This is a genomic window from candidate division KSB1 bacterium (assembly GCA_022562085.1).
GTDB lineage: Bacteria > Zhuqueibacterota > Zhuqueibacteria > Oceanimicrobiales > Oceanimicrobiaceae > Oceanimicrobium.
In genome coordinates this window covers 1-18,084 of record JADFPY010000046.1, presented here as the reverse complement: position 1 = coordinate 18,084, position 18,084 = coordinate 1, and the positions used below count along the sequence as shown (strand labels likewise).

General features: G+C 38.6%; 18 protein-coding genes. 1 reads left to right on the top strand and 17 read right to left on the bottom strand.

The window, feature by feature from the left end:
* Positions 1–330: 330 nt before the first annotated feature.
* From IH879_06555 to IH879_06475, 17 genes are all read right to left on the bottom strand, one after another.
* Positions 331–669 carry a UDP-N-acetylglucosamine 2-epimerase gene (locus tag IH879_06555; GenBank protein ID MCH7674597.1) on the bottom strand — a complete coding sequence of 113 codons (339 nt, stop codon included), beginning with the start codon at positions 667–669 and terminating at the stop codon, positions 331–333.
* A gap of 25 nt (positions 670–694) precedes the next feature.
* Positions 695–1,219: an HAD family hydrolase gene (locus tag IH879_06550; protein MCH7674596.1), complete on the bottom strand. Its 525-nt coding sequence runs from the start codon at positions 1,217–1,219 to the stop codon at positions 695–697.
* A 251-nt stretch (positions 1,220–1,470) separates the two neighbouring features.
* Positions 1,471–2,343, bottom strand: a complete 873-nt coding sequence (locus IH879_06545) for an N-acetylneuraminate synthase family protein (protein ID MCH7674595.1) — start codon at positions 2,341–2,343, stop codon at positions 1,471–1,473.
* Between the two features lie 92 nt (positions 2,344–2,435).
* Positions 2,436–3,113, bottom strand: coding sequence for an acylneuraminate cytidylyltransferase family protein (locus tag IH879_06540; GenBank protein MCH7674594.1), 678 nt, complete (start codon positions 3,111–3,113; stop codon positions 2,436–2,438).
* Positions 3,114–3,237: 124 nt separating this feature from the next.
* Positions 3,238–3,384 (bottom strand): hypothetical protein, encoded by a 147-nt coding sequence (locus tag IH879_06535; protein MCH7674593.1) that lies wholly within the window; start codon positions 3,382–3,384, stop codon positions 3,238–3,240.
* A 467-nt stretch (positions 3,385–3,851) separates the two neighbouring features.
* Complete coding sequence (locus tag IH879_06530) at positions 3,852–4,664, bottom strand: class I SAM-dependent methyltransferase (GenBank protein MCH7674592.1); 813 nt, start codon at positions 4,662–4,664, stop codon at positions 3,852–3,854.
* A gap of 725 nt (positions 4,665–5,389) precedes the next feature.
* On the bottom strand, positions 5,390–5,578 hold the full coding sequence (locus tag IH879_06525) for a UDP-N-acetylglucosamine 2-epimerase (protein MCH7674591.1): 189 nt from the start codon (positions 5,576–5,578) through the stop codon (positions 5,390–5,392).
* Positions 5,579–5,818: 240 nt separating this feature from the next.
* Positions 5,819–8,101 carry a YfhO family protein gene (locus IH879_06520; protein MCH7674590.1) on the bottom strand — a complete coding sequence of 761 codons (2,283 nt, stop codon included), beginning with the start codon at positions 8,099–8,101 and terminating at the stop codon, positions 5,819–5,821.
* 740 nt (positions 8,102–8,841) lie between these two features.
* A complete protein-coding gene (locus IH879_06515; protein MCH7674589.1) occupies positions 8,842–9,141 on the bottom strand; it encodes a hypothetical protein in 300 nt (99 codons plus the stop codon).
* On the bottom strand, positions 9,138–10,601 hold the full coding sequence (locus IH879_06510; protein MCH7674588.1) for a hypothetical protein: 1,464 nt from the start codon (positions 10,599–10,601) through the stop codon (positions 9,138–9,140). The genes IH879_06515 and IH879_06510 overlap by 4 nt, the downstream gene beginning before the upstream one ends.
* 15 nt (positions 10,602–10,616) lie before the next feature.
* Positions 10,617–11,954, bottom strand: coding sequence for a glycosyltransferase family 4 protein (locus IH879_06505; protein ID MCH7674587.1), 1,338 nt, complete (start codon positions 11,952–11,954; stop codon positions 10,617–10,619).
* Positions 11,955–12,000: 46 nt separating this feature from the next.
* Positions 12,001–12,972, bottom strand: a complete 972-nt coding sequence (locus IH879_06500) for a class I SAM-dependent methyltransferase (GenBank protein MCH7674586.1) — start codon at positions 12,970–12,972, stop codon at positions 12,001–12,003.
* Positions 12,973–13,409: 437 nt separating this feature from the next.
* Positions 13,410–13,595, bottom strand: coding sequence for a hypothetical protein (locus IH879_06495; protein MCH7674585.1), 186 nt, complete (start codon positions 13,593–13,595; stop codon positions 13,410–13,412).
* A gap of 358 nt (positions 13,596–13,953) precedes the next feature.
* Complete coding sequence (locus tag IH879_06490) at positions 13,954–14,877, bottom strand: hypothetical protein (protein MCH7674584.1); 924 nt, start codon at positions 14,875–14,877, stop codon at positions 13,954–13,956.
* 58 nt (positions 14,878–14,935) lie between these two features.
* On the bottom strand, positions 14,936–15,724 hold the full coding sequence (locus tag IH879_06485; GenBank protein MCH7674583.1) for a class I SAM-dependent methyltransferase: 789 nt from the start codon (positions 15,722–15,724) through the stop codon (positions 14,936–14,938).
* Positions 15,702–17,111, bottom strand: coding sequence for a sulfatase-like hydrolase/transferase (locus IH879_06480; GenBank protein MCH7674582.1), 1,410 nt, complete (start codon positions 17,109–17,111; stop codon positions 15,702–15,704). The genes IH879_06485 and IH879_06480 overlap by 23 nt, the downstream gene beginning before the upstream one ends.
* Positions 17,111–17,320: a hypothetical protein gene (locus IH879_06475; protein ID MCH7674581.1), complete on the bottom strand. Its 210-nt coding sequence runs from the start codon at positions 17,318–17,320 to the stop codon at positions 17,111–17,113. Before IH879_06475 ends, IH879_06480 begins: the two co-directional genes overlap by 1 nt.
* A gap of 132 nt (positions 17,321–17,452) precedes the next feature.
* On the opposite strand from IH879_06475, the gene IH879_06470 reads away from it, so the two are divergent.
* Positions 17,453–18,084: IS1595 family transposase (locus IH879_06470; protein MCH7674580.1), on the top strand; the 632-nt coding region annotated here is incomplete at its 3' end.

Genomic DNA, 18,084 nt, shown 5'->3' with positions numbered 1-18,084 from the left:
TATGAAGGGTATTTTTGCAAACCGTTCTTAGGTTGTCGGCATCAGTGTCATGCTTTGAAGTATATTCATATTTATTGCAAGTAATTTCTCTATTATTTTTTTTATTCGCTTCGCGGCAAGGCCATCGCCATATATATTAACAGCAATAGCCATCGCTTAAATATTCATTCTGGTTGGTTAGTATCAGGGAAAGTTCTTCAACGATCTTCTCTTTACTTATTCCAACCAACTTTACTGTGCCCTCTGACAAAGTCTTGTATGCCGCCGGAATCGGTCAAAATTACCCTGGGCCCTCATCATTACTGAAACAAACGATAGTAGGGCAACGGTTCAATAAGGTAAATATTGTCTCGTGGGGATAAAATTCTTCTTACTGCCTCTTGAACATTCGGATTTAAATGAACCAGAATAGATGAAAGCGGTAGCCTCAATTGATTCTGCAAAAGAACGAAGAGCAAAACAGCTTTTCTCAAAATCCTCGTCGAATTTTTCACGATGGTGTCCGGTAATTAGCACAAAAAATTTAGTAATGTCTGCGTTTCTGACATGATCGAGTAGTTCGTGGATTATCGGTGGATTGCTTTTTACCTTATCAACCGCAATAAATAAACTGTCTTTCACGGTGTTACCGGTTATAAATATGTTATGCTCTGAAATGCCTTCTTTCAATAGATTTTCTTTCAGAACATTTTATTTAGATAAGATAAGAAGAGAGAGCTTTTTCATATTCGCCTCGCTGCCGTAGGAGCCATTCCGCAAAATCTCGCACCGCACCACTTCCACCTACGCGCCGGGTAACATAATCACAGGTAAAACCTTCAGGGAGGCAGTTACCAGGCACAGTTGCGGACACGCCCACTTGTTCAAGAATCTTCAGATCATTAATATCATCTCCAATATAAGCTGCTTCCTGCGGAGTCAAACCTAATTTCTCAATCAGTTGAATAAAACTTTTGAGCTTATTTTTTACACCTTGAATAACAAACTCCACTTGCAACTTCTGTGCACGCCGCTGCACAATCCGGGTATCTTCAGACGTCAGAAAACCTGTTTGAATCCCAACTTGCTTAAGCAACATTAAACCACCGCCATCAAGCGTGCAGAACTTCTTTAACTCATCACCAGTTTCCGTATAATACATGCCAGCATCGGTTAACACACCATCAACATCAGTTAGAAAAAGTTTTATTTTCAGATATTTTTCAATTGAACCCTGCATTGTTAAAGTCTTTCTATTTAATTAAGGAGTAGTTCAAATTAGTATAATGGCTCATAATAGTATAAAAATAAGATATTTGATTTCAAAACTGTGTGGTCATTTTTGACTTTCCAAGATACGAAGAAATCTAACCATCATTCTGAAATACTCTATGAAAGGGTTCAATACCGCTAATGCAAGATATTTTTTACTATTTGTGACAAATTGCATCGCCTTTGAAAATGAAAATAGTATCGGAATTAACTTTGTTTTTACGGGATACGTCTAAGTTTTTTTTGGATAGGTTTTTCACTTTCATAAACTCTTTTTACACCATCACCAATTGCTTGTTCGATTACTCGAATGTCTCGCACCAAGCGCCTAAATCCCCACGGTTCTACTGAAGCCGAGTGGTCACTGCCCCACATGGCTCGATCGAGGGTAAGATGACGCTCTATAAAACAAGCCCCTAAAGCAGCGGCTGCATATGTAGTTTGCAGGCCAACTTCATGTCCAGAATAGCCAACAGGCACATTAAACTCTCCTTGAAGAGTATGAATCATACGTAGGTTCAATTCTTCCGGATTACATGGATAGGTGCTGGTGCAATGAGTCAAAAGCAAGTTTTTTTCTCCTAAAACACGGATAGCGGCTCGGATTTGTTCCATTGTTGACATACCAGAGGAAAGAATAATCGGTCGTCCAGTCGAGCGAGCGTAACTCAACAAATTGTGATCCGTTAGAGCCGCAGAAGGTATTTTATAACATGGCGTATTGAACGCTTCCAAAAAATCAATCGATTCTTCGTCCCACACCGATGCAAACCAAATGATTCCTTGTTCACGGCAAGCGAGATCAATTTCTTGGTACTCTTTTTTACTGAACTCGAGACGATTTCGGTATTCCATATAAGTCATCAAACCCCATGGAGTATCTCGCATAATATCTCGTTGTTCAGGGGGAACGCATTTTTCTGGTGTGCGTTTTTGAAATTTAACAGCATTGCAGCCAGCATCCTTCGCTGCGATGATAAGTTTTTTGGCTATGCTGATATCTGCGTTATGATTTAAACCAATTTCAGCAACAATGTAGATAGGTTGAGCATAGCCAATTTCTTGTTTACCGATTTTAACAACGTGATTCACAGCTCTATTCTCCTCTCTATCATTGAATACAACTTACGAACTTGGATAATTTTCTTTGTGTGTTCAACTTTTTGCGAAATTTGTTTTTTGGCTCAACGGTGCTTGAGTAAGTTCTCAGCTATAATAAAATCAACTGGTTCATCAATTTCAAAACAACGGTCAGGCGGCATTACATATATAGCTATTTTGCCAAAAAATCTATGTTGAACTTTCTTAAAGCCTTCTGCTCGCATCGAATAGACAGCACCCGTTTCTAAGAACTGAGGTTCTCGATTCTGGCGCAAAAGTCGCACTTTTTGATCGTGGTTTATTCCGACCGGGTTCCCTTCTTTATCATGCGTCCAAAGAAAATAGTGAAACGGCGTCGCAGCGAATGCCGAATCGGCATTCGCTTTTAGTAAAACATTCACTGTGCCATCAATATCTTCCGGCAACGTTAATGGTGAAGTGCATTGCAGGAAAACCAGGATCTCTGGCTGAAAATTCTCTTGGTTCTGAAGATATTCCAACGAATGCAGCAATGCCATTTCGGATGATGAACTGTCATCGCTAATATTTGCAGGACGCCAGATTATTTCTGCGCCATTTTGCTTTGATATATCTGCAATTTCAGGGTCATCAGTCGAAACAACAATCCTGTTGACGCTCTCGGCCAACTGAGCACACTTAATTGTGCGGGAGATTAATGGTTTACCAGCCAGTAAACGAACATTCTTGCGTGGAATTTCTTTTGAACCACCGCGAGCAGGTATAATTGCCAATACAGACATGATCAAATTTAGTTATAATTATAATTAAGTTACACATCCGATTTCATGAGGTCCTGTATTTATTGAATACGCTTTAACACTTTTCCTTACTTTGAACTTCCCAAAATATTTAATATCTTTTTGATTAAAAAAAAGCCTTGTTTTGATTGATAATTTGGATAATCCCCTCGGCATCTTTGGCAAAAAAAGAACGCGCCCCATTTTCACTAAATGGGCCCAATAAATGCACGCCATATGATTCAACTAAATCACTTTGTTTATTAAATGCCAAACTCTCCATAACGGAAGTGGAATCAACCCTATATGAACATCCCGTTTTCATTTAACAATTCATAGAGATCAAGATTCGTTAAAACTTTTATGTCCATTGAATTAAATTCTTTAGGATATTTCATTTTCCAATTTGGGTACTCACGCGGGTGCATCTTGTATAAAATCTCGTATTTTCTTGAATCAAGCCTTTGTGATAGTTCGATAGCAATTTTACCCAAATGATGATCAGATGGTTTCCTGACTTAAGATAAGAATTCTAGTTTTATTACGCTGCTGGGGTTTGATAATGACTTAATCTGCTCTTCAAAGAACGGTCTGCCCACTGCAGTAAGTTTAACTCCATTTTGAGAAATCGAGTGGTATCATTCCAGAATCCTTCCAAAATGTCAACAAATAACTCTTTATGAAAAATCTTTTCTTCTTAACATAACAACACTTGTACTTTCTTCTCAAACTATTCAATCCTCAAGCTTTGGCTTTTAATCTACCGATGAAAACAAAGTTATCGTGATACCGACCAACATACATGCCAGGATATAAGTTTTCAAGTCTTTTTTGCATACGCTCATCGCTGATTTTTTTTTGCAGAGGTTTGAACAAAGGCTTAAAAATCTTAAATTTACTGGAAATGGGAGCATAAACTTGAAAGAAAAAATTATTGAGCTGTCCAATAATTACTTTAGTCAGCAAGCGCAGAAAATTTTTACTTCGCGAGTCATCCATCGTTTTACCTAACACCTCCCAACCCGAACGAACGAATAGCTCACGGATTGTCGAATCCGAGCAATAAAACAGATGCTGCGTGGGATTGATATAGTTCCAGCGTTTTCTGAATAGCTTATAAGTAATTGAATCTATTGACATGGTCAAAACAAAAATATGCGTCTGAGAATGGGCGACCTGCTTTAAAGAGTTTAACAAGGCTTTGGGATCATGGATATGCTCAATGACATCCCAGAGAGTAATAATATCAAAAGTGCGATTAGGGAAGGCTTCCTCTATATTTCCATGCTGAACCCGATCTTCCAACTTTAAAGTTTGTTGCGCGTATCTGATGCGATCTTGAGAGATATCTACACCCCATGCATCAAAGCCTTGTTCAAGTGCCTGCAACACAAAATGGCCCGTTCCACAACCGAGATCTAAGAGTGAAGTTTTTTCTTTTCCGGGAGCATAGTCTCTGATAATATCAAATTTCCAACCGTAGTCCGGATGCAATAATTTCTCGTTATTCAAGTCTTGGCATTCATCATTTTGAGCTTGATCAAATAAATACATGAAATTTTTCCAATTACCTCCAAGAATTCTGTTGCTTGAATAAACTGAAGCTTGAGCATCATGTATAAAACGAGGATTCGTAAAAAGAAGTCAACATCTTTTACATCTGACAATGGAAAACGTACCCGTCATATTTTCTTTGTTAGGAATATTCCTTGCATACCTGTAATAACGCATCACATTGTAGTTCACGTCTATCTGATAAACAAGATCATATTGACAGCTCTCACATATATTGCATGATACATACTCCATAACAGTAACATTCTTTTCGACGGGATTTTGTTGTATATTCATCTGTCTTGAAGAGAAATAAAATCACTGAACATTCATAAAATATCTAAACATCAAAAACTTGTAAATCTATTCACAAATTTCGATTATCCTTTATAAATATGGATCAGATAAATCATTCTTTGAAGAAATTTTTTTTGATGTCCCAATGCAATTTATTTTCAAGAATACTCGCGCTACTAAAAAATCACTTGATTGCAAAACATAGCCAATATGACAAAACAATTCGGCTTACGCAACGTATTTAATTGTTTCTCATAAGACATCAATTACAATCAATGAAATATTTTTTTGAGGATATTTACTATTCGAGAAGCAGTTTCCCCATCCCAATATCGAATCTTAGCTGGCTTATATTTTTTTTGCTTGAGAGTACTTTTTGTGGCATTCACGACGGCGTCCTCATTTGTCGGCACAAGTATTTTGTGCCTTCACGGAGAGTAATTTGCCATTCCGTGCAGGATCGGAGGATCAAACAAGGAATTCCGAGATAACTTGGTTTCAACCTGCATACCACCAGAATCCGTTAGGACCAAACGAGCCTGGGTTTGGAGATGTAAAAAATCTAGATAACCGATCGGGTTTGTTATCAAAATACGACTTTGGCTTAGCCTCTGCATAAATTTTCCATCCAACTTCGACATCAGCCTGCGGGTGCGCGGATGCAACTGCTTTTTTATACGTGAACTCAAGGAATTAGTGCAAAAATTTTCGGTTCATGAATAATTGAGGCTAAAAGAGACCCAACACTGTAAATTAAAGTATTTTTGCTGATGGTTTTTGGTTCGGTATCTATATTTGGTTGGTGGATTCGAGCATAACCAGGGATAATGGGGAAACAATCTACTTTCCAATATTTTCTACATAATCATACTTTTTCTGAACTTCCAATCGTAAACGAAGATCCCCAAAGTCAGAACCAAACAAAATATCGTTATCGTGAATCCTATACTAAAAGACTTTGGAGCAAAAATGAATTCGATTTTATGACTACCTGGCTGGAGAAATATTGACCTCAAGATACCATTGGTCTGATAAATTGTGGTTTCGTTACCATCCACATAGGCTTTCCATCCTGCCGGATAATAAATTTCACTCAGAACCATTAAACCAGGTTCTATCACTTCAGCATCGAGCATGATTTGATGAATATCGTAGGAAGAAATCACTACTTTATTCTCACTCGATACGATCAAATCAAACTCCGGTTTTTCATACAAAACGGCCTCTTCGGCCGGATTATACTTTCCACTCTTCAAATAATTGTAAAATTCATCTTCACTACTTGCAATCTTTATCCGGCTAACAAAAAAGGCTCTGGGCAAAACTTCGGTATTTTCATAGACAAAAGGTCTGCCTTTTAACACAAGTTTAAAGCGGGAATCCTCAATAGGATAAATCGAAAGTATATATTTGACATTCAACATATCCAAAAGCGCATTATCCACATTAAATCTTTCGGGAGATATTTGCTCATGTGGGACAGCTTGCAATGAAGGTTTACCATTACTCATCACAACGGTTAAGTATTTGGACAGAAACGATGGCAATCCAAATCTGTTCCTGCTAACCAAGCTAGTTTTGTCTAAAAATATCTGATAATTTTTCAGCTTGGCTGCATGGTACCCCTTGATACTCTGAATTTTGTGATAGGCATACCAGTTCTCCGGCTTGTCATCGACAACCGGGAAAATCCGGAACAACCCCTCTTGCTGTTTCAAATACTGAACGGCCGGAGTTGCTGAAAAATACGATTCTTCATCAAGATTAGGTAGTGGGTTCATTATCTTAAACCCTACAATCCAAAGATCCAGGATAGCTAAACTAATAATAATGTAGGACATAATACTAAACTTCATCTTATCTCTTAAATAACTCAGAATGACGACTCCTGTCGCTGCAACAAAAAGGATCATAATAACAGCATCTGAAAGCGTATTTTTGTAGGCACTCTCTTTAAGTACCGGGCTGAGTTGCTTTCCTGATGCGGAAACCCAGTCCAAATACATCCCTTTGCCAAACATCACCCCTAACGTCAAACCACCTAATATCCCCCCAAAAAAATAAACATACTTTTTGACTCTGTTTTTCTCCGACTTTTGGTTTAGTGTAAGCAAGGCATGCAATCCAAATCCTGCCAAAATTACCGTCGAGATTTGCAACAGTATCAGAATCATGCTAGGCACTCTAAATTTATTGAAGAAGGGTAGATAATTGAACAAAGGGTCATAAAGAATTGGAAGATGTTTGCCAAAAGAAATAATAAGGGCTATCAATCCCAACAATCCGAAGAAAAGGACATAACCATTCCTTTTAAGCAGCAATGCAATCCCAGTCAAAAACAATGTCACAATTCCCATATATAACGGGAACTCAGTAAACGGCATTTCTCCCCAATATGTTTGTCCACCAAACCCAAAAAAAGAGGGGATAAAAAAGGTAATAATTTCTTTCGGGGCAAATGACCAATTGGTTGCATACCCCAAATCAAGCCCCTTGCTCCCCCCTCGAATTGAAAACTCAACATATTCATAGGCCGAAAGATATAGCCAAGATGACATGGCAACTCCTAGCAGAATAGCCGCTATAGCCATACTTAAAGACTTTGCAATTTGGTCGTTAGGTTTTTTCGTAATCTTTGCATAAATAAGCCAATAAAAGATGAAAGATCCCATCATCAAGAACGAATAGTAGGCAATTTGTGTATGAGCTCGTAATAATTCCAACCCAACGGTAAGGGCAAGCAATGCCAGATATTTCAATGTTCGCCTTTCTAATACCTCATCGAGCAAAAGAAATATAAGCGGTATAAGTGCGGCTGTGGCTATCTTTGCGTTATGTCCGAAAGCGGTAAATGCGATAACTGCAGGTTGAAACACAATAGCACAACTTGCAAAAAATGCTACGATTCTGTTTCCAAGAAATTTCATCATTAAAATGTAAGTAAAGATCCCAAACAAGAAATAATTGGGGAACTTGCGGGTCGCGAAATCATTAACAGGAATTATTTTACCTAACATTAGATGAAAAAAATAAAAAACATCACCAAGTATGTCCACAAAGGGGGTCGTCTGCAAGCTGGCAAAGGAAGGCATTCCACAAAAAACGAATGGATTCCATAGTGGATAAATCCAATTGCTCAATGCCTCTTCCCTGAACTGTAAAATACTTTTCGAACTTAACGTATCCGGAGGCAGAAAAGTTTTGAATCCAAAGAACACCTCTTGAAAATAGACAACCAACAAGATAAAGAGAACGGCCATTGGTAAAAGATTAGGATGGCTTTGAAGAAATTGCTTAAATCTCATCTGATTTTTTGCATTGACATTTGAATTCTTTCGTCGTTTTTTTGAAGATGGCTTTCTTTTCGGAGTCATAAAAAAACCTGAACATTTATTTGATATTTAATTAACATTTCTCACTGGTTTATATTGTTATTATTGCACTTACAATGAAAAAGTTCATTTATGCAAATTTCTTTACAAACATCAATAGGTGAAAAATAGGACCGCAAAAATCAGCAGAGCGTATTTTTGCAGAAACTAAAGCTGAACTTATGTAAAAATACGTTTGCTGTGCTCACTGATTTTTACACTCCTGCCTTGCTGAACCAGTGAGAAATGTTAGTATTTAAGCTACTAATGGAAGAGTTAGGCACGAGAAGTCACGAAAAAAGTTTTCACCGGTATACTCACTGAAAACCAAGTGCCGGAATGATTGATATTGAATTCTACGGCATAAGTGTCCGGTTAAACTAAATAAAAAAGGCCCGAATTACTCATATTTTTGTTATATTGTTTTTGAGCTAACCTTATAACAAAATGGGAGTTATCGAGCCATGGCCTATCATACAACAATTTTTGGACAAACGCTACAATTAATTTCACGACTTGAATTCCAATCGATTGTTAAATGCTAAATCCCGAAAGCGCTTAAATACATTTTCTTCATCCCCTCGAAAATAATTCCACTTATGCCGATTAAAGTGTTCAACTAATTTATCATCTTCAACGTTGTCTGACGTTAACAGGTATGTCCGCTCAGTTGTAAAGAATTTTGATTTTCGAATTCTTCGGTAGACAAAATCTACAAGAGAAATGCCATCGGCTAATGGCATTAGAACTTTCCCAGGCAAACGCAAGGAATTCATACGAGCTTGAATAAAAAAAAAGAATCTTCTCATTTTAGAATTTCTGAAATCCGTTGATTAATTTTCTCGACACTCTTTTGTTCCCAATAGTAAGACAAACCGCGTCCGGTTAAAAATTGCGTTGAGTCATTTTCTATAGCCATCTGAATCTCATCGGAATTTCTTGCAAAAAATGCCCGGCCAGAATTAATTAAATCACTAAAATAGTGAACCCCATATAACTCAACCAAAATAAGCTTTTTATTAAAGGCTAGCCCTTCCATAATAGTCGTGGAATAAACCCCAATGTGGATGTCGCTTTGGGCGAACAAAGCATATAGATCACAGTCGGCGAGCACCCTAATGTTAAGGTTCTCGAATTCCGAAGGATAATTTACTTTCCAACTCCCTCCATACTCCCTCGGATGAAGTTTGTACCAAATTTCATATCCATCAGGATCAAGTCGTTGAAAGAGTTCTATTGCCATGAGAGCTAATTGGGGGCCAATGACCTCCTGACTTAGAATAAGGATTTTTACTTTTTTGTTATCAGACATGCAAGGACTCAACTCTACTTGACTAAGGTTTTCCTCAAAAAATGGCATCCCAGTAGAGGTCATTTTTACATTATTTTGGGAAATCGTTGTTGTTTCGTTCCAAAACTCCCCAAAGGTCAAGATTTCATCTGGTAGAGTTGTTAAGGTATTCGTATTTCCAAAATTATATGCTATATGATATCGGCCCATGTTCCCATGCTGTAGTTCTACAGTATAAATCCCCAATGACCTGGCGATAGAAACAATCAGCATTTTCAACGGTTCATAATGATTAATCAAAACGACCAATCTGATATCTTTTTCGGAAAGCTTGTTTTTTATATAGCCGAAATTTGATTTGTGAAGGGCAACTACATTTGTAAGGAGAGAAATGAGTTTCTTTTTTGGTATTTCAAGATCAAATTTCATAGCAAACTGCCTTAAAAAATCGATTTCATCTTCACTAGCCAAACATATTTTTCTAAACATCAAAAATCTGTAAAAGATTGCTCGTACATACAAATCATCCAAAAAGAACAAACCAGGTTGCTGCCCGTGTTTTCTATGGGACCAGAGCAAATGATCTTCCCAGGCAGTATATGGATGTCGCATTTTCCGCAACCAATAATAAGTATAAGGGTCGATATAGCTGCTACCCTTCTGTTTTTTTTTTGCCGAGCTGAGAACCAATACGTCATCTTTACTTTTATCTTTTCTCACGCCATGCAACAGGCTGTTTTTCAGAAGATTGGTAGCAATTCCAACTTTCATTAACAGTGTTCTATGTTCATGATGATCAATTTTTTCAATCCATTTTTTACCATTAAGTAGTTCATTGAAAAAATCAAAACGGATATAATGCCAATACCTAATCCCCGCTGTTTTTCTCCGAAAAAGTTCTTGCTCTGTTTCGAGAAAAACTTCATAAAAATCAGTTATCTCCTTAATCAGTCGACTTTGACTCTTGACCTTTTGCATAATTGATTTCAATACCTATGCGTGCTGGCACAAGTCATTAAATACAGAACTTAATTTTGCCGTGAGTCCTTTGCGTCCAAATTTATTAGCAACTTGTTCGTCAAAAGGCTTAAATTTTCCCCCAGATTTAAACAATTTTAAAAGTTGTTGAAGAATTGATTTAATCCCTGCAATATTTTTAGGACAGACTGTAAAACCCAAATTGTTATTACAGATTAACTCGGTTAAGTCTCCCTGCGGCGCTATTGCCAGGATAGTCCCGCCTGCGCCTATATATTCAAATAACTTGGCGCTAATCATGGCACGATTTACATCAGCGGCATCGACCAGAATCAACAAGACATCACTTGCCAGCATATATCTGAGACTGTCAAAATGCGATACAAAAGGAATCATTTCAAAAATTGACTTAACACAGGACCCCTCAATCCTTTTAACAATAGGTTCGCCAATTCTACCTACAAATCTAACGTGAAGATTTTCAGTTAGATCTTCGAATTCCTTGGATAGATTTTCCAAAGCAGAAATAAAACTTTCGGGATTTCGCACCCCATCCAAAGAGCCTGTATAGGTAATTGTTAATTTATTTACCCTGGGCATCGCTTCCAGACCCAAAAAGTCTTCGGCGTCAAATCCATTCGTAATCACCACCCACTTCTTCTCGTGTAAGTCAGAATGTCTGCTTAACAAATCATTCTTAATTCCTTCCGAAGCTGTGATAACACAATCGGCTTCTCGTAGGACTGCACCCTCCATCTTATATTCTATTTTTTTTGAAATTCCGGGTCGCCATTGAGGAGTTTGGTGCCATCCAATCCAGGAGTCACGAAAATCTGCGACCCATTTCAATTTAGAAAATCGACGTAATTTTAATCCAATCAAGTGGGTCGTGTAAGGAGTTGCAGAAGAGTAAATGAGGTCAATTTTTTCATCCTTTAGAATTTTTTTTCCTAGAAAAGTGGCAAAAAACAACCACCCGATTCTAGCGTCCGGAACAAAAAAAGAGGAACGAATCCACTCGGAAATTCTTTCACTGAACTTATTTTTAGTGGGCTCATCTAAAGTAAGCGTCGCAATATCTGTGGACTCATCAGCCTTACGGCCAGTAAATCTACGGTAGATTTTATATGGTTCAAAAATAAGAGAACGATAAACTTTCACCCCTTCGGGGATTTCAGAGAAAAGGCTTTCATCGTAAACAGGATAATCCGCACAGCGAGCCGTCAATACCACAGGTTCCCACCCGAACTCACGCAAATATTTCACATATTTCAGTGTGCGTTGGACCGCCACTCCACCCGCCGGCGGGAAATAATAGGTAATAACTAAAACCTTTTTTCTATTTGTCGGCAAAAAAATCCTTTTTAAGAAAAAAACATAAAACTCATGGAAACAGACATTAATAATCCTTCTTTTGCAAAATAACCGTAAGTTCAGTCACGAAAAGATCTTTCTGGGAAAATTCCATCAGCTCATCATCAAATACTTCAGTCATCCAATGATACTTGTAGTTACATTCTTTATTAAAACGGACAACGTCCCAGCGCCCGTCTTGCTTAAACAGCTGCTCAAATTGCTGATAACACCATTTATTCATCTCAATATAAGGGTCTCTATCTTTTATCTCTGCACCAGTATAAGTATTAATTCCAGGATTAATTTTCAATTTATTGTAAAGAAAATGATATGCGATTTCGTCAGAAAATAAATTCTGGATATAGGGGACTCCGATATAGCGATATCGATGTGCCCCAAAAGGGCTTCGAAATAGCGGGCCAAAATCAATATAAAAATAGCCATTGGGTCTGAGGATTTTGTAACTTTCGTCAATAACAATTTTAGGATTAGCAAAATGCTCAAAGCTGTTAATTGAAATAATAAAATCGTAGCTTTCAGCGGGCAAGCTCATTCTTAATAAATCCCCCTCGATAAAAGTAATGCGATTTTTCAAGCTTACCGATAATCGATTTGTATGTGAATAAAATCTTTCGGCTGAGTGATCGACTCCAGTGGCCGAATCAAACTCATACTCGTCACACAAAAAAAGGTTTTCTCCATGCCCTGCACCAATATCGAGCACATCCATACCTTTTAACAAGATTCCCTGTTTTAATATCTTGTCAAAACGACCCCTTGCCCGATGGATGATAGCGTTAAAATTATAAGAAAGGGTGCGATGTGGAGGAAATAACTCGTGCAACTTTTGAAGCAAATCCAGATCATTCTCAAACAAACCCTCTGACTTCCTCTCTTCTAGAATGTGTTTTAGTGAACGGTAAAGATGACGATTGTAAAAGAATCTATGTTTTTGCTGCACCCCCTTTTTTAGAAAAACATATGCCTTTTCTGGTAGATATTTTTCAATTTTCACTTTGATGTTGTCATTGTACTTATCCATGAAACGGTCAATCTTTGAGGCAATCATAACAGCATCTTACCCATATTTTAATTTAAGATGTAGAATTAAGTAAAATATAACACACCGGTATTATAAATCAAAGCGGATTTTTACTTATGTATAGTTAAAAACCTGGACTTCGAAACACAGGATGGCTCAGCAAATCTTCTCTTAAACCGCGCGTGACAGTCAGAATTCGATCAGCGTGACGAAGAACCGAGGCCTCCATTTTCATTTCAAATTGCCCGCGACAGCTTGGGACGCCACTGCAGCGTCGAAACCCAACCGATCCAGGAATCGCGAAATATCAACTATCCAGGGCAATTTACTGGCGAGGTGCAGCTTCTTGCCAATCAAATGCGTTGTGTAAGGAGGCGCTGAAGAAATAAATTATTTGAACATTTCTTTTTTTAAAATTCTTTTCCCTTTGAAATAAGAAAAAAAAGCCAGCCAATTCGCGCATCCGGGATAAAAAAAGTTGCCCGAATCCACTCGGACAAACGTTCGCTCAATTTTTGCTTACTCTTCTGGCTCAGCGAAAGCGTGGCGATATCCGTTGATTCGGCTGCTTTGCGTCCGGTGAATTTTCTGTACAAAAGAACGGTTCAAAAATACGTGAGCGGTAAACTTTAATTCCTTCAGGAATTTCAGAGAGTAACGACTCATCATAAGCGGGGTAGTCGGCATTTTTGCGGTAAGTACGATCGGCTCCCACTCCAATTCCCGCCAACACTTGACGACTTTCAAAGTCCGTTAAACCCCGGCCCCTCCGGATGGCGGAAAATAGTACGTGATCACGAGAACTTTTTTGGAGACTTTGGCCATATGTAGTTTGCTTGAAAAAATGCTCAAATAATATCTTGCACAACCAAGTGAATGTCAAGGGATATTTTTTTTACTGATATTGAGAAGAAATAAATGTGGGTTGCGTGCGCTTTGAAAAAATTGTAAAGCTTAGAAAACTTGTGTTAAGTGGAAGGTTCTGGTTGACTTGATTTGACCGAGTGAACCCGCATTTAAGCGGGGATAAAAATAAAGATGCGAGGGAATTCCTCCAGGTTCTTCGCTGACTGTGTAATACCCCAGGCCGTCAGCTCGCCAGCAAACCGCCTCCCCCTGCGGCTCCGGAATATAAGGAACGCTAATGGGATCTTTGTCAAATATTTTCCAGAATTTTTCATCAGGGGATTTGCGCCAATAGTAGATCGCCCTGTAGGTTTTAATAACAACCTCATTTCCTGACGGCGAGATATCGCCGCCGACGACATTATTTAAGTTAAGTGTCACCACATACTCTAAAGTAATTGTCCGTGTCGTCGATTGTGGGTAAGGTGCGCGATAAACCCGGACATTGCTTTCCCGCTTGGACACAATGTAAATATCCTTCGTAAGTGGATCAACCATGAGGGTCTCGGCATCCCGCTTGCCATCAGGATATTGAAAGGAAATCGCTTCAACTCCGCTCAGTGTCGCATCAAGAGGCGGCTGATCACAATTTACTTCAGGTTCCATAACCCGGTAAATATGTTTAATCTCGAATTGTGAGAGGTTATCTCCGATGTCCCCGATGTACAAATATTGCTTGCCTGCTATCGGACCCGGACCCACAGCAATATCTTCCCAATCGCGGGCCTCAGCGCCTTCGATTAAAAATGTCCCAAGGTGCTTACCATTTGCATCGATGGCAAAGACCCGGTTCTCATCACCGGAATCATTATGAGTCCACAGAACGTTGGAATTTTTTCTGCTAGCAGCAAGGCCCGAGACTTCGTTAAGTGAGTCATTATTGATTAGCCCAAGGTCGAGCCGGTCACCAAACTCGGGTTTTCCAGTAAACAATAAAATAAAAGCGATGATGTATTGAGTTATACTTATCATTTTCGGGATTTAAAAATCTTTTTTAATATATCGGCATTTTAACTGCGACTGTTAAAATTTAATTAACAATGTAATAAACCGCAGTAGAAATAAAATCCCTTAATTCAGGGATATGGCCGATGAAACCGATTTGTTTTCGAGGTTTCAATCTAAACTTAAATTCGTATCCCGGATTTATTAAAAAAAACTGTCTTCTGCAGGTTTTCCATTTAGACAAAGAAAGAATTCTCTCGAATTTCCTAATAGATAAACGGGTGTCATATATTTCCAAGAGCGTTTGAATATTTTTATTCGATTCTCCAAACAATTTCAAAATACTCTGATAGAAACCGCGAGGTAAAACATGAAACCAGGGTACATATCTCAAAACCGAGGCAGCTATTTGTTGATGTCCGCCAAATGGATTGCGCCACGGCGGAAAGGATAAAAATACGGAGCCCTCGGGTTTGATAAATTTATGAAGGGCTGTCATAAATTTTTCTTGATCATAAATGTGCTCAATCGCGTCCTTTAAAATAACCAAATCTATTTTGCCGAAAAGATGCTCAAAGTGCCGATCATCGTGAATATCGAAGGCGTAAAAAGCCACCAGCTTTTTCTCAACTTCCTCCTTGAGAATTTTCTTAGCATTTTCAATACGAGAAGGAGAGAGATCAATGCCGTAACAAGTAAAACCGCGTTCAATGAAAGCTTTTAATACGCCACCTTCGCCACAGCCGATCTCCAGAATCTGAGCATTTGGAGGTAAATTTACCTTCTCCAAAATAAAAGGTAGAATGTGATTTTTGCAGGTAAGATACTGCTGACGCCACTTTTTCTCCGGGTCAAGATGAAAGTCGTACGGCATTGGCTTCCTGAGGATTGGATAAGACTCTTCTGCGGACTTTAGCAATTTTCGATTTCAAACACCTCTTTTCCAGGCTTACAATACGTTCTAGCAATCTTTCCTCGAGTCGTGACGCTGTGTTTTTCTCTTTCTGATAAAGATTTTGCGTCTCAAGAGGATCCGCAATCAAATTAAAAAGCATTTTTTGATCTTTTCCAAAATCCATGATTAATTTCCAGTAATCCTCCCTACAGGAGTAAATTTTGGGCAGGACGTCAATATTTAACAGGTTCCGGTCCACCGGCGTTGCATTATCCCCGCAATAACTTGCACCCGAGAAAACTTGTGAATGGCTATAGTTTGAGGCACCAGGAATGCTATCGAAAATCCCGTTTGTTTCAAACACATTCTCGATTCCAACGGAAGAAAGGAGGGTCGGCGCCAACTGCATCAAACTGACTAATTCTTCATGCACCTCACTGTTTTGGTGATGAGGTTTTTTGATGAGAAGAGGCACATGAATCAACTCATCAAACAGTTTTGACTTGTGCTGCAAATCACCGTGATCTTTAAATTCCTCACCATGATCAGCAGTAAAAGCAATCATTGAAGATTCGAAAATATTTCGCCTCTTTAAAAATTCAAACAACTCACCAATTTTAGAATCGAGCTGTCGAATTGAAGCATCATAAAGTTGGACGACCCTGGAAAGCACTCCCGAGGATAAAGGCATATTTTCCCTGACCCGAGTGTTGAGTTTGAAATTTTCCTCTTTTGAAATCGATTCAATGCCTAATGCAAGTTGTGCCGATGGTTGAGGCAAATACGGGAAATGGGTATCCATAAAATGGATCCAGAGAAAGAAAGGTTCTCCCGAGACACTATTGATTGCATCAAAGCAATCTGAATTAATTCTTTCCTCAAGATAAGCTTTTGAACGAACAACCTCATCTGAGATCAAGTAGCGATTTAAATCGAGTTCCGGAATATTGATCCCGGTTTCTGATTGACGGCACGACGTAAGTGAATCAGTTGGAACTGAAAAATCCAGATAGTCATGGAATTCATCGAAACCTCGATCATAATGAAAGGACCGTGACACATAGGGATTTGCGGCATTGAAACCCAGGGTTGTGTACCCGGCGGATTTAAAAACTTCGGCTAAAGTAACCGGCGCATCAAACAATCCCAACTTGCTGAACATCAGTGAATTTTGCGACGCCATAATAGCCGGAAATGCGTGGGGTGTATTCGGACCGTCAGAGAAGGTATGGAGAAAAAGTGAATTTTCTCGTGCAAATTGATCGAGGTTAGGCGAGGTTGGTTTGCTATAGCCGTAGCAACCCAGATGGTCTGCGCGCAATGAATCGACAGTCACTAAAATTATATTGGGTCGACTACGATGCATTACATATATCCTAAACCTTGCAGCCGTTTTTTAATCAGGTCTTCTTCTGATTCTGTTCTTCCCGAATCAGTAAATCCAAACAACATTTCTTTTAAAACAAAGTTAACATACTCAGAAACAGTTTGAAACTGGTTCGATTGTCCGACAATTTTTTCAATTTCCTGATAATACTCGCTTTTAATTTCTATGTTGGTTTTCGTTTTTGTCATGATGAAGAATTAGTTTAAATTTAGGTAATGTCCCATTTATTGGTAGAAAGAAAAAGCTTGACTTTCTGATTTAAGTTTCTTATATTTGTCTTAGTCATTGGTAGTGACATACTAACAGCTGAGGCAAATATAATGAATATCATCCAAATTTACAAACAGTTTCCAGACGATACCGCTTGTATCTCTCACCTTGAAAAAGTAAGATGGAATAAGTTTCCGGTCTGTCCTTACTGCTATTCCACAAACCAAACCCCACTCCCAAAAGAAAGTCGATACCATTGCAACAACTGCAATACGTCTTTCAGTGTTACGGTCGGCACAATTTTCCACGATACCAAATTAGACTTGCAAAAATGGTTCCTCGCTGTTTCGCTTATCCTTAATGCTAAAAAGGGTATAAGTTCCCGACAATTATCAAGGCATTTGGAAGTCAACAAAGATACTGCTTGGCGTATGCAAATGCAAATCCGCAAAGCAATGGCTCAAGACGCTACCTTACTCAAGGGTATTGTAGAAGCAGATGAAACGTATATCGGTGGCAAGGCTAAGAATAAGCACAGAGACAAAAGACTTCAAGGCGGTCAAGGTCGGAATACCAGAGACAAAATTGCAGTTGCCGGAGTCTTAGATCGTGAAACAAAACAGGTAAGAGCGGTAAAAGTTAAAGACGTTAAGCGAAGCACCTTAAATAGAATTATCAATACACATGTTGAACTTGGCTCAAGAGTATATACCGATGAATGGAGGCTATCAAGGCATTTCTC

What these genes read in the sequence shown, in the direction of transcription:
- IH879_06515 (MCH7674589.1), bottom strand. Translation starts at nt 9,141, where the DNA reads ATGAGAAGATTCTTTTTTTTTATTCAAGCTCGTATGAATTCCTTGCGT.
- IH879_06530 (MCH7674592.1), bottom strand. Translation starts at nt 4,664, where the DNA reads ATGTATTTATTTGATCAAGCTCAAAATGATGAATGCCAAGACTTGAAT.
- IH879_06490 (MCH7674584.1), bottom strand. Translation starts at nt 14,877, where the DNA reads ATGATAAGTATAACTCAATACATCATCGCTTTTATTTTATTGTTTACT.
- IH879_06510 (MCH7674588.1), bottom strand. Translation starts at nt 10,601, where the DNA reads ATGCAAAAGGTCAAGAGTCAAAGTCGACTGATTAAGGAGATAACTGAT.
- IH879_06475 (MCH7674581.1), bottom strand. Translation starts at nt 17,320, where the DNA reads ATGACAAAAACGAAAACCAACATAGAAATTAAAAGCGAGTATTATCAG.
- IH879_06485 (MCH7674583.1), bottom strand. Translation starts at nt 15,724, where the DNA reads ATGCCGTACGACTTTCATCTTGACCCGGAGAAAAAGTGGCGTCAGCAG.
- IH879_06540 (MCH7674594.1), bottom strand. Translation starts at nt 3,113, where the DNA reads ATGTCTGTATTGGCAATTATACCTGCTCGCGGTGGTTCAAAAGAAATT.
- IH879_06480 (MCH7674582.1), bottom strand. Translation starts at nt 17,111, where the DNA reads ATGCATCGTAGTCGACCCAATATAATTTTAGTGACTGTCGATTCATTG.
- IH879_06550 (MCH7674596.1), bottom strand. Translation starts at nt 1,219, where the DNA reads ATGCAGGGTTCAATTGAAAAATATCTGAAAATAAAACTTTTTCTAACT.
- IH879_06525 (MCH7674591.1), bottom strand. Translation starts at nt 5,578, where the DNA reads ATGCAGAGGCTAAGCCAAAGTCGTATTTTGATAACAAACCCGATCGGT.